The sequence below is a fragment of the Indolivaga capnocytophagoides genome (assembly GCF_036511535.1).
GTDB lineage: Bacteria > Bacteroidota > Bacteroidia > Bacteroidales > Dysgonomonadaceae > Dysgonomonas_A > Dysgonomonas_A capnocytophagoides.
The window spans coordinates 3,368,644-3,393,252 of the sequence record NZ_AP028867.1; the positions used below are offsets into that span (position 1 = coordinate 3,368,644).

The following is a 24,609-nucleotide window of genomic DNA, read 5'->3' on the forward strand; positions in this document are numbered from 1 at the left end:
GTTATTTATTCCTTAAGATAAGTCTTTTAATACGAATTAATGACCAATACAATTTACGTGTGATGTATGCAAAAAAACCAAGATTAACTAAAATAGTATGGCCAATAATCTTTTCAAAAGGTTCATCTCTAGAAAAAGAACTAAAACCACAAAAATCATATTTCGCAATAGTTTCATTTAAAAAGATAAATTGACATGATCGATATATAGATACATTATAGTAATAATCCGCATAAACTTTATAGGTCAAGTCATATTCATTACATGTATAGATTATACGTGGATAAAATATTCCTTGATGACAGATATTCCCAACAGCCAATTTAAATTTAGAAAATCGCCCCCAATATAGCTTCCTTATTTCAGACATATATACATCCCCATAGTATAAAGCATTGAAATTTGTCATCTTGAGAATACATTTTTCTAATATGTTTTTTTCAAAAAACACATCTCCTGCATTCATAAAAATAAGCCAATCTCCTGATGCAATTCGAGTCGCCTTATTCATTGCATCATAAATTCCTTTATCGGGTTCACTAATCCAATGGGTTACTTTATCCTGATAATCTTTTACAATATCTAAAGTTCTATCAGTAGACCCCCCATCAATTATTAGATATTCAATATTAGAATAGGTTTGATTAACCACAGACAATATTGTCTCCTCTAATACAGTTTCTGCATTATATGTAACTGTTACAACTGAAATTAAAGGAAATTCAGAACTCTCCATACTTTTCAAATAAATTATTAGGATTAACAAATAGGCCAGAGTTTTCAGCCAACCAATTTATATCTTTATTCCACCACTGAAAATCCAATAAAAAATTTATTTGATCTTCATCAAAACGATACTTTATATGCTTTGCAGGTACTCCTCCAACAATCGCATAAGGAGCAACATCTTTTGTAACTACAGCTCCTGCTGCAATAATAGCCCCTGACCCAATAGAGACACCATTCAATATAGTAACATTAGCTCCAATCCAAACATCATTCCCTATTTTAACAGGAAGAGACTCTTCAAATAAAGCTGTCTTTTCGACAAAAGTCTTGATACACTGTTTCAATGGAGAAAAAAACGCAGGAAAAGTTGACACCTGATTAGTCGGATGATCCCCCATACCAATTAAACAACGGGGACCAATTGAGCAAAAAGAACCAATTTCAGCATTAGATATACATGTATCAAATGAAACATAAACAAATCGGCCTATAGAAGAATTTATAACTAAAGAATTCTCATAGAAAGTATTATAATCTGACAACACGACTTCTGATAATCTGGCACCTAACTTTATTTTTATATTCTTTCCTCTATTTTTCCAGAGTAATATCCATACTTTTATCCGCCAGATTGCCCAATTAATAATTGGTATGTTTCTAAAAAATGATTTCATATTCTATTATAGCTATCAATCATTGAACATTGAGTATAATTCAAAATTTCAATATTTAAATACTGAGCATATGCAGCCAACAAATCATGACTGCTAAACATATATGAGATAGCCTCAATATATTCACTGATCTTCCAAGGTATATCATTATCATTTCTTAAAATAGGCTTTAGATCAACATCATTACTATCATAAAAATGAACATCCTTATTACATAAAATATTATTCTTATTTATACATAATGAATCAAAGAATGTATGATCGACCCCATATAAATGAACATATGAATAACCTTTATTTAGAGCAACGAATATAGCTAAATTAGCCACTGTTCCAATTCTAGGCATTGCCAATCCTTTTTTATAAAATATATGACGAAAAGACTCATAACCCGAATATTCAGTAACATTCATTTTTACTATATGTAAATAGCTATTTTTTAATTTACTATACTCCAAGAAATCTGTAAATCCGGTCGATGGGATATAAATATTTATATCCCAATCAATACGATTTTCCATTACATCGAATAACTTTTGGACAATATCCTTTTTGTGATTCTGATGAAAAAACATGGGATCTGCAAAACAATAATGTTTTGGTTTAATTTTAAAGAAAATATCCTCGAATGCAAAAAAATTCAAAACAATAAAATCAATATTCTTAAACTCTTCATCTTTTTCTAATTTATCTAATACATCCTTTAATGAAGGACCATTTGCTAAAATAGCTATAGTCCTTCCTTGACAATTTCTTTTTAACGGATTTTTCAAATTTCCATTAACTAAAATCCTTATTAAAAAGAAAAAACAATTTACGGTATCTTTTACAAATTTAATTATTTGTCTGATCATTTGATTTTATTAAATAATGTTCTAAATAGATTTTTCAAATCCGGATATAAACTTTTATTTATTAGAAGAAATGTAAGAAATAATGCACTAAAAGCAATAAATCTCAACAATATACTATCGATATAATAAGTAACAGAAATAACACACACATTAATTATTAGCATAGCTAAATAGGAAAATGCATTATCAATTTGAACATATTTCCAGGAATAAATGATACGAGAAATAGCCATCACCATATACGATAAAACAACTGCTAATGATACGCCCCATAGTCCATAACGAGGAATTAATATAAAATTGAATAATATACTGGCTAAAGCTCCCCAGATACTAGAATAAAAATAATATTTACTCTCTCTTGTTGCAGAAAAATTAGTTCCTACAAATCCAGAAAGAGATGAAAAAAGGACAGCAATACATAAAATTGGCACATACTTCCATGCGTCATAAAATTTTTCATTTGCCATAACAGAAATTATCAGCTTACTAAAAATTGCTATTAAACAAGAAAGAAAGGTTAATCCCATAAAAAGCATTCTTAATATTTTATTATAGAATTCTTTATACCCTTCTTTTTTAAATTCTTCTATTACTGATATTTGCCAGGAAAATATAAACACCGTGAACAACATTATTATTATAGACGGAAATTTATTTGCTACTGCAAAAAGCCCAACAGCATCCAATCCTAATTTATCTTCCATTATGGGACGATTTAAAGCTCCAACTAACCACCACATAATTCCATTAGGAATTAAGGGCATAGAATACTTTAGCATTTCATGACACGAGGAAATAGATTTTATATAAATAGAAAAATATTGAAAACCTTTTATCGCCAAAAAAGTATATAAACCAGAAAGAAGAAGAGATAGTATTTGAGCATATAAATAACCAAACAATCCAAATTTTGGTATCAAAACGAATGAAAATAAAGCTGTTAAAGCTGTTAAAACAATTCCAGAAAGAGCATATACTCTTACTTTATCAATACTCCGTGAGAATTGCTGAATATAAGCTTGTAAAAACGTCGATACAATCATTCCCCATATAAACCAAGTATAATCCGTAAAAGTATTTGAAATTTGGTATGTCTGAAATATTTGTTTAGTAAGAGCAAATAAAAAACCAACAATTATAAAACATATAGCAGAAAAAATTAATCCTGAAGAAAAATATTCTTTCTGCTTTTCTACTTCCTGATCTTTTGGAAAAATAAAAATAGCTTCAGATAAACAACATGTTACTATACTTAACAAAAACGTTACATATACTGAAATTAAATCTGTAGCACCGTAATCGGCAACAGACAGCCATGTTGTATAAAAAGGCAGCATTAATAGGGATATCATTTTACTACCAATATTACCAACAAAAACTAAAGCTGTATTTTTGCCTAAACGACTGTATTTACTCACAATTAAAATTATTTGTTATTTTAATAACAACTTTTATAAATCATTTCAGCAATTTCGAAATCTTCTTGCCAATCAATATCAAAAGACTTTATCTTACTCATTACGTGAATAATAGGTGTATTTCCAATTCTATTTTTATCCCTTTCATAAATTTCACGCTTGGCTATAAACATAACATGATTAATTTCATAAAGAGAATCAAGATCCTGTGTACGGGGCCACGGTAAATCTGTCGAGTTATTTATCAATTTACCTTTTTTATTTAAAAGGAAATTCTTTAATTCTACAACACTAATTAATGAATCAGCACCATCCGATAATTTAGATAAATACAATTCTATTGCTTTGTCATATTCTTCTGCTCCTGCAATTGGAGTTGTTACATGCCCCCATAAAATATGATCTGCATCGCTAATACTCGGAACATACTCTATTAAGTCCTGTAGATTAGTCGTATCAACACAAAGGTAATCTGGTCGCTTATCTATTCTTAAACGTGCATCCTTACTTAAAAATTTATTAGCAATTCGAATACACTCATCATCATTAGTGGATAATATTATTTCATCAATATTTTTACTCTCTAATAATTGAATGAGCTTTACTTCTAATAGTCCTCCCTCAATATTAGCAAAGGGTCTAGTATTCTTATTCTTCACTCTTTGACTACCTTTTCTTGTAGGTAAAAAGAATGCAACCTTTTCTTTTTTCATATACTATAAATCTTGGTAAAGGGATTGAATTTTCATATCATAAACCGTTGGGGTTAATGATACTACCTTTTCTCTATAATAAGAGCTAAACGCAGATAATATATATTCATTCTCATTAGTTAAATCTTTCTCTTTAGAGGTCATAAGACCATCAGGATAACCATCATATCCTATCACAAATATATTCTTGGCCTGCATATCTAAAGCTATCTGAAAGGCCAAAGATGTACAAGAGTCTTGATATTCATCAGTAAATTCTATCGAATTTAGTTCAAAAGTTTTTTCATGAACTAAAGATGGAACTTCAGTTCCCATTTTACGAGGAAACGGAGGAAGTATACATGTACCTACAAAAGAATTAAATCCATTAAAAGCTTCTTCAATTCGCTGCCCTTCATTACCCACTAAACAAAATATTTGAGGTGTATCGATGAACTTAAAATTAGATGCATTTCTAGAACTTGCATGAATAATGGTGATATCATCTTTACTATTAATAAATTCCTGAATACCATCAATATGTTTTTTCACATTTTCTCCTCCTCCTACAATCAGCACATTTTCAGCTCTGCGATTTTTAAAAACAGGGAATTTTTCATTATCCTCAACGTTCGCTTTTTTATTCTCAAGAACTCTCACTATACTATTAAAAGAACATAATCTATTGCTAACCATGTCCATAACATCTTTTTGCGGAAAAGAATTCGCACCCGATATCATGTATGGCAGATTTGTACCCCATTGGTACTTCTCAAACAAAGGATGAAATGCTGAAATTAAATTTCCTAAAGCATTAAAATCTACATTTAAATTATAGTGTTTACTTAAATATGTAAGAAGTAATTCAATCTTTAAATTACCTGCACCACGTCCCATTCCTAACACAGTAGCATCAACAAAATCAACATTATTATCAATGGCGACCAATGTGTTGATTAATCCTAATTCTAGATTATTATGTCCATGAAAACCAATAGGTACAGAAGTATTAGATCTTACCAGATTAATAATATTTCCAACTTCATGAGGCGTTATTCCTCCAAAAGAATCAACCATACAAAATACATCAACAATATTATTAATATTGTTAATCTGTCGCATAAAATCTTTGTATTCAATCCATTTAGACATATACATGACATTAAAGCCAACCTCAAAGCCCTGTTCTTTTAATGCTTCTGCTAAATCAATAGCCCTCACAATATTTTTAGGATCTATGGCCATTCTGACCATGTCTATTATTCCCTTTAAAGGTTTTGTTAAAATCTCTAAATGTGCTGGACGAACATCTTTTTCATTCAACATTATAGAGAGTTTTTTTGCACTTTTATTACGAATATCCAATATCTCATATTTAGGACAATAAGCATATTTTCCTAAATATGAAGAAGATGGTATGCTTCTATATCCTATCTCTAAATAATCAATAGGTAAAACATTAGTTGCTTCAATATATCTGTTGACAATATTTTTATCAAAATCCCAATTGGTATAATAACCTCCATCACGAAGTGTACAATCTAAAATCTTCATCTTTTTATATTTTATATAAACATAATTTTCATAAATCCTTAATTAAGAATTTAAGGTTTAGGTTTTATTAAATAATATATATTAGCATTTGAATAACTTCCTGAATAATAAAATGCAGTAACAATACCTGTTTTAGATTTGCATCCTCCAATATAGCCACTATCTCCATTATATGATCCATTTTGCATAGGTAATTTCAGAATCCTTAAAGATTCTCCCATTTTATCATTTTTAGCATCTTCTTCAGAAGCTATAGAAAGAAAAAGGCTCGAATAACCATCTCCTTCTGGAAATCTACTATGATATAAAAATTCTACTGTTTTAGGTTTTTTATAAAAAATCAACTGTCCATTAGCCTCATTCATATTGAGAATAGATTTTGATGGAACAGGTAACTCCCATGTAAGTCCACCATCAAAACTTCTGGTAAAATAAGCTGGAACCTTCTTTGAATAACCTGCATCCCCAACAGTACTTCGTAGGTAACATATTATTGTTCCATCTGATAATTCACCCCAAGCTGGCTCTGTATGTTTATAGCATTCCGGGATCGAAGCTAGATTCCATATAGCTGCATTATCATCAGAATAAAAAACACGTACCCTTCTTGTTATAGGATGACATGCCCAAGTTAAAATCCGGCCACTTTTCAAAACCAAAAAACCAGTCACATCTCCATTATAAGCTTTGACTCTTTCTTTGTTAACAAACATTTCCGTTGCAGACCAAGTTTTACCTTTATTACGAGAACGATAAATACTATTACCTATTATTGAGCCATCTGAATTATTAAATAAAGCAACTAAAGAAATATAATCCCCATTAGCAGCAATTCCACTAGCTTGGGTTTTACAACTAATACCTTCCTGTTCACGATCTGCTACAACAATAAGATTACTGAATCCTCCTTCAACATCTTTAAATCTCATAGCAACTCGATTATGAATTAAAGTATGCCCATCTTTTATATCATAAAAAACAAGAACTTTATCTAAAGAATGGTCATATGCAACGTTTGCATGAGTCCAACTAGAATGTGTTCCATATAATAATTGAGTTTTATCATTACTCTCAAAAGCGACTCCCATATTAACATAAGGAGAATTCTCATAATCTACTGGCTCAGGTACCTGAGATATCAAATCATCTGATGCACATGAAAATAAAAATATAGATAAGAAATATATTAAAGCTTTCATAATTTAAAGGACCTAATTTATGCCTTATACATCTTCTTATAATATTCCTGATAATCGCCTGATGTTACGTTATCCATCCATTCTTGATTATCCAGATACCATTGTACTGTTTTCTCAATTCCTTCTTCGAACTGTAAAGAAGGTTCCCATCCTAACTCATTCTTTAGTTTATTAGAATCGATAGCATAGCGTAAGTCATGCCCTGCTCGGTCTGCTACGTATGTGATTAAAGAGTCAGATGTTCCTTCGGCATATCCCAACAAACGGTCTACAGTTTTAATAATAACTTTTATCAAATCGATATTTTTCCATTCGTTAAAACCTCCGATATTATAAGTATCAGCAATGTCTCCTTTATGGAAAATCACATCAATAGCACGAGCATGATCTACTACATAGAGCCAATCACGGACATTCTCACCTTTTCCATATACGGGTAACGGCTTTTTATGTCTGATATTGTTTATAAATAGAGGTATTAGTTTTTCGGGAAATTGGTATGGTCCATAATTATTACTGCAGTTAGTAACAATTATAGGTAAACCATAAGTATCATGGAAAGCACGAACAAAGTGATCACTGCTAGCCTTACTTGCCGAGTATGGACTGTGTGGGTCATACTTTGTATCTTCGGTAAAGAAGGTTCCATCAAACTCCAAAGTTCCGTACACTTCATCTGTTGAAATATGATAAAAGCGATTATTGGTATAAGGAGCAGTCCATAATTCTTTTGCTGCCTGCAATAACGATAATGTACCCATAACATTAGTCTGAGCAAATGTAAATGGATCCTTGATACTTCTATCAACATGGCTTTCGGCCGCCAAATGTATCACATTGTCTATTTCATATTTTTTGAAAATATCCAATATCTGATTAAAGTCGCAAATATCAGCTTTAACAAAAGTGTAATTAGGCTTATCTTCAATATCCGTCAGGTTAGCTAAATTTCCGGCATAAGTAAGTTTGTCCAGATTTATTATATGATAATCCGGATATTTATTTACAAATAAACGTACCACATGAGAGCCTATAAAACCAGCTCCTCCTGTTATTAATATATTACGGGTAAAATTCATCTTTCAGTTGTTTTTAAGTTTATTGATACATTTGGTTAATGACACCTTCCAATAAGGCACTTCGAATTGAAAATCTCTCTTGACTTTCGTCTTATCCAATACGGAAAAAGCAGGTCGTGTTACCTTACTCGGAAATTCATCCGAATGACAAGGCTGTATGTCACAATCCGTTCCAGCTATAAATGATATTTCCTTCGCTAAATCATACCACGAACATACCCCCTCGTTACTGAAATGGTATATTCCCTGATGTTGTTCGTATTGTCTCTTCTCTATAAGAGAAAAGATCAGTTTTGCCAAATCTCCGGCATAAGTCGGTGAACCGACCTGATCGAAAACAACCTTAAGAGAATCTTTCTCAGTTGTTAGCCGAATCATGGTTTTAACAAAATTATTTCCGAATTCGGAGTAAAGCCAAGCTGTTCTGAAAATAAGATATTTGCACCCTACGCTCCGAATAGCATCTTCTCCTTCTAATTTTGTTTTTCCATAAACCCCCAAAGGAGATGTTACCTGTTCTTCGGTACAAGGTAGATTTCCTTTTCCTGAGAAAACATAATCGGTAGATACATGTACTAATACACAGTCATGCTCTTTTGCAACAATAGCTAAATATTCAACTGCTTTATTGTTTATCAAATCACACATTTCGACATCATCTTCGGCTTTATCGACATTAGTATATGCTGCGCAATTTACAATAACATGAATATTATTTAACTTTACGAAAGCACGTATATCTAGTAGGTTTGTGATATTCAACTCTGCTACATCTGTAAAGAAATAAGAGTCTTTATGACTCTCTCGGGATAACAATCTCATTTCATTACCCAATTGTCCGTTAGCTCCTGTTATAAGTATGTTCATAATCAATAGAGCTTTTCGTTATAATCAAACAACCATTCGGCATCTGATAATACCGGATGATTTTTATCTTTTTCCGAAAGGATTATTTTATCATCTGCTATTTTCCAATCGATATTCAATGCAGGGTCGTTCCATGCAATAGCTCCTTCATTTTGTGGTGCATAAAAATTATCACACTTATACTGAAAGATAACTTCTTCACTTAGCACGACAAAACCGTGAGCAAAGCCCCTTGGTACAAAGAACTGACGTTTATTGTCTTCTGTAAGTTCTACGGCAACATGCTGACCGAATGTAGGAGATCCATTACGAATATCAACGGCAACATCCAATACAGAGCCTTTTACAACTCTCACCAGTTTGGACTGCGCATACGGTGGTTTTTGAAAGTGTAATCCTCTCAGAACTCCATATGAAGATTTTGATTCGTTGTCTTGTACAAATTCTGTTTTGCAAACTTCTGTATCAAAGAATTTTTTTGAGAAAGATTCCATAAAATATCCCCTATCGTCTTTGAAAACTCTTGGTTCAAGAATTACAACTCCTTCTATGTCAGTTTTTATTATATTCATTTTTTCTTTTTTGATTCGTTTACAGTCTTTATCAAATATTGCCCATACTGATTCTTAATCATCGGTTGAGCTAACTCTTCCATCTTCTCGGCAGTAATCCATCCTTGATCGAAAGCAATGCTCTCTAAACAGGCTATTTTCAAACCTTGGCGTTTTTCCAAAACCTCCACAAAAACACTTGCCTCACTTAACGAATCGTGTGTTCCGGTATCCAACCAGGCAAAACCTCTGCCCAACAACTGAACTTTTAACTCCTGATCATTCAAAAATTCTTGATTAACAGTCGTTATTTCGAGCTCACCTCTTGCCGATGGTTTTATATTTTTAGCCACATCCACAACTTTGTTAGGGTAAAAATATAAACCTACCACGGCATAATTTGATTTAGGATCTTCGGGTTTTTCCTCTATGCTTAAGACATTGCCTTGCTTATCAAATTCGGCAACACCATAGCGTTCTGGATCACTCACCCAATATCCAAAAACAGTAGCTTTATTTTCATTCTCTGCTGTTTTAACAGCATTTTTCAACATTTCTGTGAGACCATGTCCATAGAAGATATTATCCCCTAATACAAGACATACAGAATCATCTCCGATAAATTTTTCTCCGATAATAAACGCCTGAGCTAGGCCATCGGGAGACGGTTGTTCTGCATATTCAAATTTCACCCCATAATCACTGCCATCACCTAACAATCTTTTAAATCCGGGCAGATCAGTTGGTGTTGAGATAATCAATATCTCACGAATACCAGCCAACATTAAAACAGACACCGGATAATAAATCATGGGCTTATCGTAAACAGGCAAAAGCTGCTTACTGACTCCTTTAGTTATTGGATACAGACGTGTACCGGATCCTCCGGCTAAAACTATCCCTTTCATATTATGATTTTAAATTATTCAAAAAGTCTTTTCCTAAAATATATCCACAACTAGTGACTGCAAATACAAAAATAAAACCTATCACAATTAATTTCTTATTGGGTTTAATTGGAATCAATGGTATTATAGCCGGTTGAATCACAGTATAAACAGGTGTCTGATCCTGCACTTTAACTTTGGCTACTTGCAGCTGTTGAGCAACCTGATTATATACATTATAAGCAAGGGTTACCTCATTTTGCAATTTCTCCTGATTTACACGATAACTTGCTAAAATCACATTTTGATTTCTATCTAAGTAATCTGCATATTTTTGTTGTGCTTTATTATAATCAATTTTAGATTCATTATAAAGCTTTTCGGCAAAAGCCAGATCAGCTCTTGCTTTTTCTGTTCTATACTTTATTATATAAGACTGCAGATAAGAAGTTAATGTATCCGCAACAGTTGCTGAAACTACAGGACTCTGCATGACAGAAATCAAGGTTATAACTCCTGTTTTCTTATCAATAGATATAGTTGCACGATTCTTAATATTCTCAATCACTTCAATTTCATCTCTTGTCAATATCAGCTTATTTTCCCCGGACGGCTTTTCTTCCTTTTTTGAAGAAAAGAGGCCAGTTACTAATTTAGGTGTTCCTAATATATAAGTCCACCAAGCTGATTTTTGGTCATTATTTATGTAAGAAAAAAGAGTAGCATCTATCTTTTCGTTAGAATCAGAGACATGTATTCGAGATAAACCTAAGATAAAAGGAGTTGATTCCATTATATTAGGGTAAATATCACTGGATAAATCTCCAGAAGTACTGTTGCCACTCAGATTTATACCGGCCATGGCAGCTAAAGCACCAGCATTTCCTAAAGAACCACCTTCTTTTGATTCCGGAGCTAATATTACCGTTGTAGAATATTCTTTCGGAATACTAAAAGCAATAATAATACCTATAAGCAAACCGACACCTGAAACTTTTAGAATAAACTTTCGTTTATCCCAAAGTTTCTTTCCTATCTCGATCAGATCTATTTCTTTTTCTTCTGAAGTATTTTTATTTACGTCTGTTCCCATTACCTTTATTTCATTGTATTGATTAATACTCCGATCAAACTAGCCATAGACGTAACACTTGATCCTAAACTCAGAATTTCAGCCATAGACATACGTCGAGCTTGCTCTTTACTTGGTATTATAATTTCACTTCCCGGCTGTATTGCATTTCGGTCAGATCCTTTAATTTTACTAACCGTTCCGTTCATATATATAACGAATGATCTGCTTTTCTTTGCATTGTCTGTATATCCTCCGGCCTGATTTATATAATAAGATAATTTCTCTCCTTTCTTATATACAACTGTATTGGGATACATCACTGCTCCATTTATTTTTACTGTATTGTCATATTCGGGTACGATTAATCTGTCTCCACTACGCAGCACCAGATCATAATCTGATCCTGGATTAGCTAAGGCTTTATCCAGCTCTATCCCCACATTATATGTAGATGCCAAGTCGAGAGTTTTCACAGATATAGAGTCCTTTCCACCTTGATTAGCTACTTTTAAAGCAGCCTGAGACCTGAACTGTTCTTCATCGGAACGTTGACGGACAAGTCTAGCTCCTCGGGCAAAAGCATCCGGAGTCAGATTTCCTGCTCTCTTCACAAGATCAGAGATTCTTTCTGTTTTTTTATTCAATGCATAAGTTCCCGGGAATAACAACTCTCCAGCTATAGCCACATTCTGCTGTTCATGATATCCTGGACTTCTTCTGACATAAACTTGATCATAAGGCTTCAGGATAAAGCCTTGTTCTCCGTCAATAACCAATCCATCTTTAATTCCAAAAGAATAATTATCAGATAAAGACCGTCCAATAGTCATACTGTTAGGATCAATAATACGACGGGCAACATCCACCCTCACGATAGAAGCTGATTCTAATAAACCTCCTGCCTGAACGATCAGATCTTCTAATGTAGTATTATCTGCATATTGATAATTTCCGGGACGGGCAACCTCTCCATGCACAACAAAATCGCCGAACTCTTTAAGATCACTTAAAGCAGGAATATACAAAATATCATTTTTACGAAGTACTATGTCCTGTCCGTTTTCATAAAGTAATTTTCTAATATCAACCGAGATAACCTCTGTTGTCAAATCTTCTTTTTCGCGGGTCAGCACAGCTCTATTTAAGAAAGCATCTCCTCTGATACCATCTGCAGCCGTAATAAGATCTTTAATTGTATTTATTTTTTTACCAATCTCGTAATAACCTGATCTGTATACAGCTCCTTTGATTTCAACCCTATTATCAAACAGGTCTAATCCGGTAGCGATTGTCACAACATCTTTATCTTTCAAAATAAAAGAGGCAAATTCGTTTTCATCTACCGTGAATATTTTCTTTTCTGTTCCTGTTCCTCGTACTATTCTTAGCTTTTTAGTATAAGCATCTCCGGTAAAGCCTCCTGCATAGTTAATTAATGTAGCTAAAGACTCTTTACCTGTCATTTCATAATACATCGGACGTTTCACCTCTCCGGATATATCCACAAGAGAAACATAAGGAGGTACAACGATAACATCATTATCCATTAAACGAATATCATCATTGAGTTTCCCATCCAACAGATACTTATAAATATCAAGCTCTTTTAACAGCTTATTGTTTCTATATAATTTAACAGAACGCAATGATCCTATATTATTAATTCCTCCAGCCCTATATAATGCATGAAAAACAGAAGAAAGCGAAGAAAGCGAATAAGTTCCGGGAACAGCAACTTCACCCCAAACATTTACCTGAATAGTACGGATTTGTCCAAGAGTCAATTTTATTTGCGAAGCACCACCATCAGCACCTACTCCGGCATAAATGGAAGAGAATTTTCTCTGCACAAAATCATTTGCTTCTTTGATAGTCATTCCATTAAGAAATACCGGACCTAAACGATCAACTGTAATACTTCCTTCGGATGATATGGTTTGTTGAAGTGTAGTCTGAGAAACACCCCATATATTAATAACAACCTCATCTCCGGGTCCCAGACGATAATCTAACGGAGTCGGAATATTCACATTCGGACTAAATGAGAGATTCTTGTTATTAAAAATATTACGTCCAAAAACTTTTTCCTGATCAGAAACTTCTCCAACTGAAGTAGCCTCTGTGCTTATTTCATCTAAAGCCCCGACTGCCATGTCTTCCTGCGGATTTTCACGTCTCTGCTGACTTAAAGACTGACTGCTTTTACTACTGATATCTGTAGAAGTCTGTTCTTTTTCGTATTGTTGCTTAATTCTTTCCAATTGGCTTTTGGTAACCCCTTTTTGGAGCAGACTTGTTGCAATAACCTGCTGCGAAGTTCCTTTAGCATACTCCTGCTTCACATAGTCTGCCACTTGCTGATCGGACATTTGAGCCAATACAGAACCAGCATAACTTAATAAAAGAAAAAAAGAGAAAATAATTTTCTTCATCTGATTTTATAACTTACTTATATTGTATAAATTATTATTTCGCCCCAATACAATAGTATTCAAATTTTAATTCTTTCAGGTCTTTCCCATTGTAAATATTACGACCATCTATAATCAACCGGGTATTCATCAGTTTCTTTATAGCTGGCCATGAAGGAAGCCTGAATTCATTCCATTCCGTAACAAGAAATATTGCATCCGAGTCTACTGTTGCATCATACATATCTTTTGCATAAGTAACAGTATCACCTATTTTTCGTCTCGTTTCGTTCATCGCAACAGGGTCATAGACCTTCACTTTCACTCCTTCCCTAATCAGTTTTTCAATCAAGACTAAAGACGGAGCTTCCCTCATATCATCGGTTTTTGGCTTAAAAGCTAATCCCCATATTGTAACGGTTTTACCTTCTATATCGCCTTTATAGAAATTGTTGAATTTTTCAAACAATACTCCCTTTTGATATTCATTGACTTCTTCTACGGCTTTTAGGACTTTCATATTGTACCCTTTAGCACTTGCCGTCTTAATCAATGCTTTCACATCCTTCGGAAAACAACTGCCCCCATATCCACAACCGGGATATAAAAAGTTTTTTCCAATCCGGTTATCAGCTCCAATCCCTGCACGCACCATATTCACATCTGCACCTACAATATCACAAAGATTAGCAATATCATTCATAAAGCTGATACGGGTTGCCAACATTGCATTAGCTGCATATTTAATCATTTCGGCTGAAGGTATATCTGTATAAATTATACGATAATTATTCAATGTGAATGGCTTATATAACCGATCCATCACTTCTTTTGCCTGATCCGATTCTACCCCCACAACAACTCTGTCAGGACTCATAAAATCATCAATAGCAGCACCTTCCTTTAAAAATTCGGGATTTGATGCTACATCAAATTTCAAATCGGACAGACCTTTTTTATCCAATTCTTCCTGAATTGCTTTTTTCACAAGTTGAGCAGTACCGACAGGCACAGTACTCTTTGTTACAACTAAAACATACTTAGAAAGATTCTTCCCTATTGTACGAGCTACTTCCAATACATATTTTAAATCGGCTCTACCATCCTCATCCGGAGGCGTACCAACCGCACTGAATACAACATCAACATGATTCAAGATAGCTCCGAGATCAGTAGAAAACTGCAAACGACCGGCCTTATAATTTCTTATAACCATATCTTCCAAACCGGGCTCATATATCGGAACAATTCCTTGCTTGAGATTCTTTATCTTTTCAGAATCCACATCAATACAATGAACATCAATCCCCATTTCAGAAAAACATGTACCCGTTACCAAACCAACATATCCGGTTCCGACTATTGCTATTTTCATACAGATATTAAACTTATCTTTATATTAAAAATACACAAAAATAAGACATAAATAGATGCATAACAAAGTTCTTCCGAGATAATCAACAGATCTATCTTCCTAGAAAATAATAATTATTTAATAAATAAAGTATTATTATATCTTTGCTCTGTATTCTATTTATGCTACCATCAAACCCCTTAATACAGAAGGTCATGATTAATAAACGAATTAATATAGTTTTTATTATCTGTTCATTATTTTTTACAACGAATTCGTTATTTGCAGTTCCTTACTGGAGCAACCACATATCGTATTCGGCAAATATTAATCAAATAATAAAAAACGGAAATATAATATTTGCACTTACCGATGGAAAATTATTCAGCTATAATACAGATGATAACAGCTTCGAATCCTACATCAGAAACACCGGAGGCAATGCCGATATTCAGCAAATAGCATATAGCAGCAACAATAAATGTATGCTGCTAGTCCGTTCGGATGCAAATATAGAAATATTATACGAGGACAAATCGTTCATAGATATAGATGGCCTTAAGATTTACCCCCTAAGTATTGATAAAACCATTAATAATATTTTCATCGATGGCGATGACGCATACCTTTCAGCAAACTTTGGATTTACAATTATTAATCTGAAAAACAAGGAAATAAAAGAATCTGGAGTGTTTAATTTTCCTTTTTATTCAATCGCATCTTTCGGTAATAAATTATACGCTTCAACCAGCCGAGGCATATATCGTATTGATAAATCTAAGAATCTTATTGATTTTAACAATTGGGAGCTCTTTAAAATAAACACTCTTTACAACGGGACAGATTATCCGTTCGAAGATAGCAGCATAAAGCAGTTGACCACTTTCAATGATAAACTTATTTTCCTTGTTCCGGATACAGCTGTGTATTATATGGAAAACGAATCTTCCGTTCGATTACTGGTTGCAAATAATGAATTGAACCGAATAGAAGTTACCAATAATAACCACCTGCTGGTTTCTTCGAAAAACAGCTGCCGGGACTATAGCAGCTTAAACGATATGACAAAAGTGGATATCAGCAACCTCAAACACATCATATCGAACGGAAATAATACCATGGAGTATTGGATGTCATCAGAGGGTAATAATCTGAGCCTGATTAAGCGCAACAACTCCGAAGGGTACGATTTTATAGAAGATAAAAGATGGCTGAAACCTGAAGGCCCTGCTTCCAACTATCCATTCTCCTTAACACTCGGAAATAACCAATTGATCGTAACCGGAGGAGGATACACAAATATAAATACACAAAGAGACAACCGGGGAGCCAGCCTGTCGATATTAAAGAACAACAGATGGATGAATACATATTCGAGTGAAATAAGTGAACAGAGCGGCATTAATTCCCTTGATTTGGTATCAGCGATAAGCGACCCCGCCGATCCTAATCATATATTCGCAGGAAGCTGGGGTGAGGGATTATATGAATTCGAAGGAAATGCTTTCAAAAACAGATACGATAAAGAAAACAGCCCTATTGAAGAGATTGTGGTAAAGACCGAAAACGGCGGTTATTGGACAACAACCCGTGTCGGAGAAATGGTTTTCGATAAAAATTCGAACCTCTGGGTATTAAACTCTTTGGTTGAAAATGTAATTAAAGTGTACAAAAAGAATGGAGAATGGGCTGAGTTATACTATCCCGAAATATCAAAAACACAGATCGAGACCAATGCGAAAACTATTCTGATAGACAAGTATTCCAATAAATGGATATCAAGTATAGGAGGAGGAAGCCCGTATATTTTTATATTCAATGACAACGGAACACTAATTCCGAACGATAAGAAAAAGATGATAAGCACCTTCACCGACCAAAACGGAAACAGCCTGAGTATAAACGCAGTATTTGACCTCAAGGAAGACCGTCAGGGTAATATGTGGGTGGCTACAGATATAGGACCCTTTACAATAAAAGGAGTCAGCAGTATATTGTCCTCAAACACGATACCTCCTCTGAATAAGATTTATGTAGAACGAGAAGGCAACAGCAATGCACTTGCTCCTTTACTCGAAAATATCGAAACAAAAGTCATTGCCATTGATGGAGCTAATCGTAAATGGATCGGAACAGAAACCAACGGATTATATTTAATCGATTCGGACAATAGTTCTTTGGAACATTTCACCATGAGCAACAGTCCCCTACCCTCCGATAATATACTTTCGCTGGCAATCGATAATCAAACAGGAGTTGTGTATATCGGTTCGGCACGCGGGCTAGTTTCATACAAAGGCGGGGCAACACAAGGAGCAGACAACTTCTCTAATGTATATGCCTATCCCAATCCTGTAAAACCTGATTATACAGGACCTATTTCGATCACCGGTCTGAAAGAAAATTCATCGGTAAAAATCACCGATATCAAAGGAAACCTCATTAATCGGGGTAAATCACTCGGCGGACAGTATAACTGGGATGGATTAAACGCTAAAGGAAAACGGGTCGACACAGGGGTCTACATTGTTTTTGGATCATCAGAGGATGGATCTGAAGGAGTCGTTACAAAAATAATGGTTGTAAATTAAACAAAAGCAAGCTATATACGGTCTACAGAATTGCTACAGATTTGATTTCTACTTTCGTTACAGGGTATTCACAATAAAAACGGAAGTTATGAAAAAATTTTTACTTGCAGCTTGTTTTTCTATTGGCTTAATTACTTTTCAGTCCGAAGCATCTTCAATGAGTGAGCAAACAGTAGAGTTGAATCATGGCAGATATTACCATGGCAGACATCACAAAGGAAATATGAATGTCCGTGATCTCCCGTCGAACATCACCAAATATCTGAATAAACATTATAACAATTACGATATCTTGGTTTCGAAACGCAGGGGGAATGGATATTACTACGTAAAAATCAGTTACGACCGCAATTCACATCATCCTTATTACCGCAGCCTTATTTTTGACGAGAAAGGAAAAGTTGTAAAAGATTAGTCCTTATAAATATAAAACGCCTCAATTTCTATTTGAGGCGTTTCTGTTTTAAGGTCTCAGACCTATTTATTGCTTTAGTAAATATAATTTCGGTAAACGGCTGTACTCACAGAATTATTTCAGCTTCCACTCCGAGCCGTCTTTTCCGTCTTTTATATCGAATCCGATCTTTGTCAGTTCATCCCTTATCTTATCAGAAGTAGACCAGTCTTTCTTCGCTTTTGCTTCCGACCTGATTTCAAGCAGAAGATCCATCGCTTTAGAAAAAGATTCCTGTCCGCTGCCATTACTTGTCGACTCATTTTTAATACCTAATATTCCGAAAAGGAAGGTATCAAATATATCCTTAATTTCCTCAACATCTTCTTTTGTCAACGATACAGTACCTCCGATAGCAGAGTTGATAAGAGTAGCTGTTTCGAATAAATTCGAAATAACCATTGCCGAGTTCAGATCATCATTCAAGGCATCATAGCACTTCTGCCTGATAGATGGTACATCTGCTGAAGATATTTCTGCAACCTGTATCTTATTAATTCTGCCATAAGCATCCAATAGTCTGGTCAACCCTTTTTCGGACGCCTGCAATGCCTCATTACTAAAATCTACCGTACTTCTGTAATGAGCCTGAAGGATAAAGAAACGGATAGTCATCGGAGAATAGGCTTGTTCGAGCATTTTGTGTGAGCCTGTGAAAAACTCATCCAAAGTGATGAAGTTCCCGAGCGATTTACCCATCTTTTGTCCTCCGATGGTGATCATATTATTGTGCATCCAGTACTTTACAACCTGATGCTTTTCAACAGCTGTATTTTGTGCTATTTCACACTCGTGATGGGGAAACATCAGATCGAGTCCGCCACCGTGAATATCAAACTCATTACCCAGATATTTCATACTCATAGTAGAACACTCCAGATGCCATCCCGGGAAACCGTCACTCCAAGGTGAAGGCCATCTCATAATATGCTCTGGAGATGCTTTTTTCCAGAGAGCAAAGTCTACCTTACTCCGTTTCTCTTCCTGACCGTCCAGTTCTCGAGTAGTATTCAGCATTTCTTCGATATTACGGTGCGAAAGGATTCCATAATTATAATACTTGTTATATTTTTCGACATCGAAGTATATAGAACCATTACTTTCGTAAGCATATCCATTTTTCAGGATTTCTTTAATAGTTTCAATTTGCTCGATAATATGACCAGACGCATGAGGCTCAATGGAGGGCGGAAGTACGTTCAACGCATCCATTGCTTTATGATATCGGTTGCTGTAATATTGAACTACCTCCATCGGTTCCAGTTGGTCAAGGCGTGCTTTCTTTGCAATTTTATCTTCTCCTTCGTCGGCATCGTTTTCAAGGTGTCCAACATCAGTGATATTCCTTACATAGCGTACTTTATATCCGATATGTGTAAGGTAACGAAACAGTAAATCGAAAGTGATCGCAGGACGTGCATGTCCCAAATGTCCGTCTCCATAAACGGTAGGTCCACAGACATACATCCCCACTGAAGGTGCGTGTATGGGTTCGAAAACTTCTTTTTCGCGCGAAAGGGTGTTGTAAATTACTAATTTCTGTTCCATCGGAATATCTGAATTTTTAAGATCAAAGACCTTTTTATTGACTTATCAAGCGTAACGAAACACAAAAATATAAATAAATGTTTATTGATTAACAATAAGTATGTATAGTTCTGGGAATCGGCAGTTGAAAAAAAGTCTATTTATATCAGTCAGATATATTTTCCCTATCTCTGTGTATAGTACGGAACTTATATATGCTCCTTTCGTATTGTATCAGCGAATCGGTGATAATATAATGCTGCTTTATTTTTGACCTGAAGTATAAGTCTTGTTTCGGACCTACAGTATCAGTTGGTAAATATCTGTTTCGGATATAAAAAAAATCAAAATCTTCGGGCAAACGGTTTACTTCTATTAAATGGAATGGGCGGAGAGAACCTCTGTTTTTTCTCGGGCTGTAAACAAAAAATAAATTTGAAGGACAATTAACAGAGAGCCATCCAAGTATTCCGGCTGCATTTAAAGTCGATATAAAGGCTCTTTTTGTTTTCCATTTTCTAAGGTCTGCTAAATTTTATAACTGAATTTCCCTGTCGATGTGATTTTAATATAAGACGTGTTACTAAACTAATAGAAACGATATTATTAAGGTCTCAATAAAAATTACGACAATAAATATTTAACAAACTTAATGTAAATCAGCAGCTAGATTTTCTATCTATACAAAAAATGAAAATGATAAATGACAAACACAGATTTAAATGATGAATTTATGGATATTCTGGAAAAGAATATGCCTATTCTGCTAAAGATTTCGAAAGCATATACCAATCTGAGGCAAGACAGAGAAGATTTGATTGCCGAAATCATCCTCCAAATGTGGAAGTCATATAATAGTTTTAGAAAAGATTCAAAAGTTTCAACCTGGGTTTATCGCGTGGCTTTAAATACTTCTATGAACTATAAACGAAAACAGAAAACCAACCCATTGGCTTCTTTATTAAATGAAACAGGTGATAAGGATATTTTTTCGTGGCTGATAATAGAACAAGAAGATTCGTCTGAAATTGATTTACTATATCGGAGTATAGACGATCTGAACACGATTGACAAAGCAATTATACTGCTTTACCTCGATAAAAACTCACATGAAGAAATATCCGAAATAACAGGAATATCAAAGACAAATGTCGGAACTAGAATAGGACGAATCAAAGACAAATTAAAAAAAATAATAACCTCAAATAATTGAAAATGGAAATGGACTTAACTGCATTAGAAAATATATGGAAAGAGCACGACCGGAAATTAGCACATAATACCCGTCTGAATAAAGAAATATTGAAAAGACTATTAATAAAAGCACCTCATAAACGCATCAACTGGATGAAATTCTGGAGTGTATACAGATTGTTCGATCCTTTGATACTTCTGCTTATCGTAGCTTTTGCTAATTTTCGATTCACTGACGGAAACAGATTTTATGTGGGACTATCTTTGTTTACAATAAGTTATGTAGTATTCTATATAACAAATGTGAAATATTATTTATTGATCCGTGAAATCAATTTTTCAGATAAAATATTGATTCTGAAAAAGAAAATCGCAGAACTCGAAAAATTGAAATTAAGAATAACTCAAATACGCTACATTTTCATGCCTTTTGCTATCATTTCGGCATTTCTTCTCCTTTTCAAGAAAATAGAAATGAATACCGACTCCTTAATATTTTTGGGATTAATAATTCTTGTGTATTTATGTTCCTTATATTATGCCTTTAAGTATTCGGTATCAGAGCGATTCAAAAAATTGAACAAAGAGATTGATGATGTTGAGAATTTAGAAAAAGAAAACTTTCTGTAGATATCCGGCTCTATGGTAACATCCCGAAAGTCTTTACATTTCTCAAAGGAACCCAGCCTTCTTTATCAGAGTTTTCTTTCCGGCACCACAACCATCCGTTTAATATTTTTGAGCCGATCACTATATCGCCTTCACTTACCGACAGTTCGTAAGCAGAGTAATCTTCCGAAGCAGTCGCTATTTGTGTTTTGTACGATAAAGTGTCTTGTATTTTTAGTATTTGAGTCGGAACCCAACCATTCATTCCATTTTCGGCTATGCACCAGACCCAATTAATCCATTCGGGATCACAATCTTTCACAGACAGGTCAATGGTCACTCTATCGCTTTTCTTTAAGGCTATCGGGTTTTCATAACTTTCATCCCATCTTTCCAGTACAATGTATTTTGTCATATGTTTTAATCCCTTTTTGTTCCTTTAGAAAAAAGCAGGGTTGTCCTATTTTCTCTAGGACAACCCTGTTATGTATATATAAAATCAGTCTTATTCTCCTCTACTGTAGTTTGGAGCTTCACTCGTGATGGCTACATCATGAGGATGGCTTTCTGCAACTCCGGCATTAGTTATACGGGTAAACTTGGCATCATGTAATGTATTGATATCTTTAGCACCACAATATCCCATTCCAGCACGTAATCCGCCTAACATCTGGTATACCACCTCGTACAATGAACCTTTGAAAGGAACACGGGCAGCAATACCTTCGGGTACAAGTTTTTTGATATCGGCTTCCATATCCTGAAAATAACGGTCTTTCGAGCCTTTTTCCATAGCTTCGAGAGAACCCATTCCCCTGTATGATTTAAATTTACGTCCGTTGAAAATGATAGTTTCTCCGGGAGATTCTTCAACTCCCGCAAGTAATGATCCCATCATCACCGAATATCCTCCGGCAGCCAAAGCTTTCACTATATCTCCCGAATAACGTAAACCTCCGTCAGCGATCAAAGGTACACCAGTGCCTTCGAGGGCTTTCGCTACATCATATATGGCAGATAACTGAGGCATACCCACTCCCGCAACAACCCGTGTAGTACAGATCGAACCAGGTCCGATTCCGACTTTTACGGCATCAGCTCCGGCATCGGCAAGATATTTGGCAGCTTCGCCAGTAGCAATATTACCTACCACAACATCAACTTTAGGGAAAGCTTCTTTTACTTGTTTAAGGACTTCCACTACTCCTTTTGAGTGTCCGTGTGCAGTATCGATAACGATTGCATCGACTTCAGCTTCCACCAGAGCTTTTACTCTTTCGAGCGTGTCGTGAGTAACTCCTACTCCGGCAGCAACTCTAAGGCGTCCCGATTCGTCTTTGCATGCGTATGGTTTGTCTTTGGCTTTAGTAATATCTTTATAAGTGATCAGACCTATCAGCTTGTTGTTAACATCAACAACCGGTAGTTTTTCGATCTTATAATGTTGCAGAATATCGGCTGCAGCTTCCAAATCGGTGGTTTGTTTTGTAGTAATCAGGTTTTCACTGGTCATTACATCAGCTATAAGCTTACCCATATCACGCTGAAAACGCAAATCCCTGTTGGTTACAATACCTACGAGTTTGTTTTCTTCATCTACAACAGGTATCCCTCCGATTTTGTATTCGGCCATAAGGGCAAGGGCATTGCCTACTGTTTTGCTTTTGTGAATACTGACAGGATTGGATATCATTCCGTTTTCGGCACGTTTTACATAACGTACTTGCTGTGCCTGTTCCTGTATAGACATGTTTTTGTGTATAACACCTATACCTCCTTCACGAGCTATAGCAATAGCTAATTTAGCTTCGGTAACAGTATCCATTGCCGCTGAGACAAAAGGGATATTCAGTTTTATATTTCGTGAAAATTTGGTCGAAAGATCGACATTACGGGGAAGAACTTCGGAATAGGCGGGAATTAATAATACGTCGTCAAACGTAAGCCCATCCTGGACGATTTTATCTGCAATAAATGACATAAGACTATAACCTTAAATTTTTATTGCATGCAAATATACTTCTTTTTCAGCATCCAAATGTAATTCTTTGTATTAAAAATGTGTGAAGATTTATATTTTTTATTTTTATTCAGGTAAATCTACGATAAATTGAAAACGAATAGATAAAACCAAGGCTGCCTCTTCAATGAGGCAGCCTTGGTTTATATTCTAAGTCTAAAACTTTTAGAAAGGAAGCCGATAGCAAAATGCCATGCCATGCGGTTGAATCGGGGTTTATTTATCACCCATCTTCTTTTTTCGGGCTCTTCGGGGTCGTATGCCCTTACGCCTAAATCGAAACGGAGAAGAAGAAACCCTAAATCAAAACGGAGCGCGGCTCCGTATGCCAAAGCTATCTCTTTATAGAACCTCGAAAATTTAAATTCTCCATCCGGCTGGCCTTCATAATCATTGATAGTCCATACATTTCCTGCATCAAGAAATCCGGCTAGTTCGATATAATCCGAAACTTTGCTCCGGTATTCAATCCCGAGATCGAGTTTAATATCTCCGACCTGATTAGCAAAGTCGTTTCTCATTGTACTGTCCGGAACATACGATCCGGGTCCAAGATCACGAGTACTCCATCCTCTGACACTGTTGGCTCCACCCGAAAAGTACCTCACTTCGAAAGGCAATACAGTAGAGTTTCCAAAAGGTTTGGCTACACCCAATCCAATACGGAATGCCACCGAATTATTCTTATTCAGTGTATGAGTCTGCGAATAGCTTATATCTCCTTTTATATATTCGGCATAAGCTGTACCCATTATCTTTTTCTGACCCGTACTATCCCTTTGTGCATCGTAAAAACTGGTAACAAGCCTAATTAGCTTTATAGAATTCGGTTTATCTCTTATCCTGTATAATTTTTATTTGAAAATA

General features: G+C 34.9%; 22 protein-coding genes. 4 read left to right on the forward strand and 18 right to left on the reverse strand.

The window, feature by feature from the left end; genetic code table 11:
* Nucleotide 1: 1 nt before the first annotated feature.
* From AABJ51_RS13545 to AABJ51_RS13610, 14 genes are read right to left on the reverse strand one after another with little or no spacing between them, the layout of a single operon-like run.
* Complete coding sequence (locus AABJ51_RS13545) at nt 2-736, reverse strand: glycosyltransferase family 2 protein (RefSeq protein ID WP_338372929.1); 735 nt, start codon at nt 734-736, stop codon at nt 2-4.
* Entirely contained in the window at nt 723-1,403 is a 681-nt protein-coding gene (locus tag AABJ51_RS13550) for a CatB-related O-acetyltransferase (RefSeq protein ID WP_338372930.1), read from the reverse strand. Before AABJ51_RS13550 ends, AABJ51_RS13545 begins: the two co-directional genes overlap by 14 nt.
* Nucleotides 1,400-2,257: a hypothetical protein gene (locus AABJ51_RS13555; protein ID WP_338372931.1), complete on the reverse strand. Its 858-nt coding sequence runs from the start codon at nt 2,255-2,257 to the stop codon at nt 1,400-1,402. Before AABJ51_RS13555 ends, AABJ51_RS13550 begins: the two co-directional genes overlap by 4 nt.
* Nucleotides 2,254-3,678, reverse strand: coding sequence for a lipopolysaccharide biosynthesis protein (locus tag AABJ51_RS13560; protein WP_321577294.1), 1,425 nt, complete (start codon nt 3,676-3,678; stop codon nt 2,254-2,256). The genes AABJ51_RS13555 and AABJ51_RS13560 overlap by 4 nt, the downstream gene beginning before the upstream one ends.
* A 20-nt stretch (nt 3,679-3,698) precedes the next feature.
* Entirely contained in the window at nt 3,699-4,391 is a 693-nt protein-coding gene (locus AABJ51_RS13565; RefSeq protein ID WP_338372932.1) for an acylneuraminate cytidylyltransferase family protein, read from the reverse strand.
* A gap of 3 nt (nt 4,392-4,394) precedes the next feature.
* Entirely contained in the window at nt 4,395-5,924 is a 1,530-nt protein-coding gene (locus AABJ51_RS13570) for an aldolase catalytic domain-containing protein (RefSeq protein WP_338372933.1), read from the reverse strand.
* 50 nt (nt 5,925-5,974) lie between these two features.
* Nucleotides 5,975-7,123 carry a sialidase family protein gene (locus tag AABJ51_RS13575; RefSeq protein WP_338372934.1) on the reverse strand — a complete coding sequence of 383 codons (1,149 nt, stop codon included), beginning with the start codon at nt 7,121-7,123 and terminating at the stop codon, nt 5,975-5,977.
* Between the two features lie 17 nt (nt 7,124-7,140).
* Complete coding sequence (rfbB, locus tag AABJ51_RS13580) at nt 7,141-8,202, reverse strand: dTDP-glucose 4,6-dehydratase (protein ID WP_338372935.1); 1,062 nt, start codon at nt 8,200-8,202, stop codon at nt 7,141-7,143.
* Between the two features lie 3 nt (nt 8,203-8,205).
* Nucleotides 8,206-9,069, reverse strand: coding sequence for a dTDP-4-dehydrorhamnose reductase (rfbD, locus tag AABJ51_RS13585; RefSeq protein WP_338372936.1), 864 nt, complete (start codon nt 9,067-9,069; stop codon nt 8,206-8,208).
* A gap of 2 nt (nt 9,070-9,071) precedes the next feature.
* Nucleotides 9,072-9,641: a dTDP-4-dehydrorhamnose 3,5-epimerase gene (gene rfbC, locus AABJ51_RS13590; protein WP_338372937.1), complete on the reverse strand. Its 570-nt coding sequence runs from the start codon at nt 9,639-9,641 to the stop codon at nt 9,072-9,074.
* On the reverse strand, nt 9,638-10,528 hold the full coding sequence (gene rfbA / locus AABJ51_RS13595) for a glucose-1-phosphate thymidylyltransferase RfbA (protein WP_026626615.1): 891 nt from the start codon (nt 10,526-10,528) through the stop codon (nt 9,638-9,640). Before rfbA ends, rfbC begins: the two co-directional genes overlap by 4 nt.
* Before the next feature lies 1 nt (nt 10,529).
* Nucleotides 10,530-11,600, reverse strand: a complete 1,071-nt coding sequence (locus AABJ51_RS13600) for a Wzz/FepE/Etk N-terminal domain-containing protein (protein ID WP_338372938.1) — start codon at nt 11,598-11,600, stop codon at nt 10,530-10,532.
* A gap of 5 nt (nt 11,601-11,605) precedes the next feature.
* The gene (locus AABJ51_RS13605; protein ID WP_338372939.1) at nt 11,606-14,014 is read right to left on the reverse strand and encodes an SLBB domain-containing protein; all 2,409 of its coding nucleotides are present in this window, start codon (nt 14,012-14,014) and stop codon (nt 11,606-11,608) included.
* Nucleotides 14,015-14,048: 34 nt separating this feature from the next.
* A complete protein-coding gene (locus AABJ51_RS13610) occupies nt 14,049-15,368 on the reverse strand; it encodes a UDP-glucose dehydrogenase family protein (protein WP_338372940.1) in 1,320 nt (439 codons plus the stop codon).
* A gap of 194 nt (nt 15,369-15,562) precedes the next feature.
* On the opposite strand from AABJ51_RS13610, the gene porZ reads away from it, so the two are divergent.
* Both porZ and AABJ51_RS13620 read left to right on the forward strand, forming a co-directional pair.
* A complete protein-coding gene (gene porZ, locus AABJ51_RS13615) occupies nt 15,563-17,938 on the forward strand; it encodes a type IX secretion system anionic LPS delivery protein PorZ (protein ID WP_166786356.1) in 2,376 nt (791 codons plus the stop codon).
* 88 nt (nt 17,939-18,026) lie between these two features.
* Entirely contained in the window at nt 18,027-18,353 is a 327-nt protein-coding gene (locus AABJ51_RS13620; RefSeq protein WP_321577295.1) for a hypothetical protein, read from the forward strand.
* A 114-nt stretch (nt 18,354-18,467) separates the two neighbouring features.
* On the opposite strand, the gene cysS is transcribed toward AABJ51_RS13620, so the two are convergent.
* Complete coding sequence (gene cysS, locus AABJ51_RS13625; RefSeq protein ID WP_338372942.1) at nt 18,468-19,940, reverse strand: cysteine--tRNA ligase; 1,473 nt, start codon at nt 19,938-19,940, stop codon at nt 18,468-18,470.
* A gap of 682 nt (nt 19,941-20,622) precedes the next feature.
* Here cysS and AABJ51_RS13630 point away from each other — a divergent pair.
* Both AABJ51_RS13630 and AABJ51_RS13635 read left to right on the forward strand, forming a co-directional pair.
* On the forward strand, nt 20,623-21,132 hold the full coding sequence (locus tag AABJ51_RS13630; RefSeq protein WP_026626607.1) for an RNA polymerase sigma factor: 510 nt from the start codon (nt 20,623-20,625) through the stop codon (nt 21,130-21,132).
* A 2-nt stretch (nt 21,133-21,134) separates the two neighbouring features.
* Nucleotides 21,135-21,743, forward strand: coding sequence for an LTA synthase family protein (locus AABJ51_RS13635; protein WP_338372943.1), 609 nt, complete (start codon nt 21,135-21,137; stop codon nt 21,741-21,743).
* A gap of 10 nt (nt 21,744-21,753) precedes the next feature.
* Here AABJ51_RS13635 and AABJ51_RS13640 read toward each other — a convergent pair whose 3' ends face one another.
* The 3 genes from AABJ51_RS13640 to AABJ51_RS13650 form a co-directional block, all read right to left on the reverse strand.
* Nucleotides 21,754-22,137 (reverse strand): SH3 domain-containing protein, encoded by a 384-nt coding sequence (locus tag AABJ51_RS13640; RefSeq protein ID WP_338372944.1) that lies wholly within the window; start codon nt 22,135-22,137, stop codon nt 21,754-21,756.
* A gap of 90 nt (nt 22,138-22,227) precedes the next feature.
* On the reverse strand, nt 22,228-23,703 hold the full coding sequence (gene guaB, locus AABJ51_RS13645; RefSeq protein WP_026626604.1) for an IMP dehydrogenase: 1,476 nt from the start codon (nt 23,701-23,703) through the stop codon (nt 22,228-22,230).
* Nucleotides 23,704-23,885: 182 nt separating this feature from the next.
* Nucleotides 23,886-24,494 carry a BamA/TamA family outer membrane protein gene (locus AABJ51_RS13650; RefSeq protein ID WP_338372945.1) on the reverse strand — a complete coding sequence of 203 codons (609 nt, stop codon included), beginning with the start codon at nt 24,492-24,494 and terminating at the stop codon, nt 23,886-23,888.
* Nucleotides 24,495-24,609: the final 115 nt, after the last annotated feature.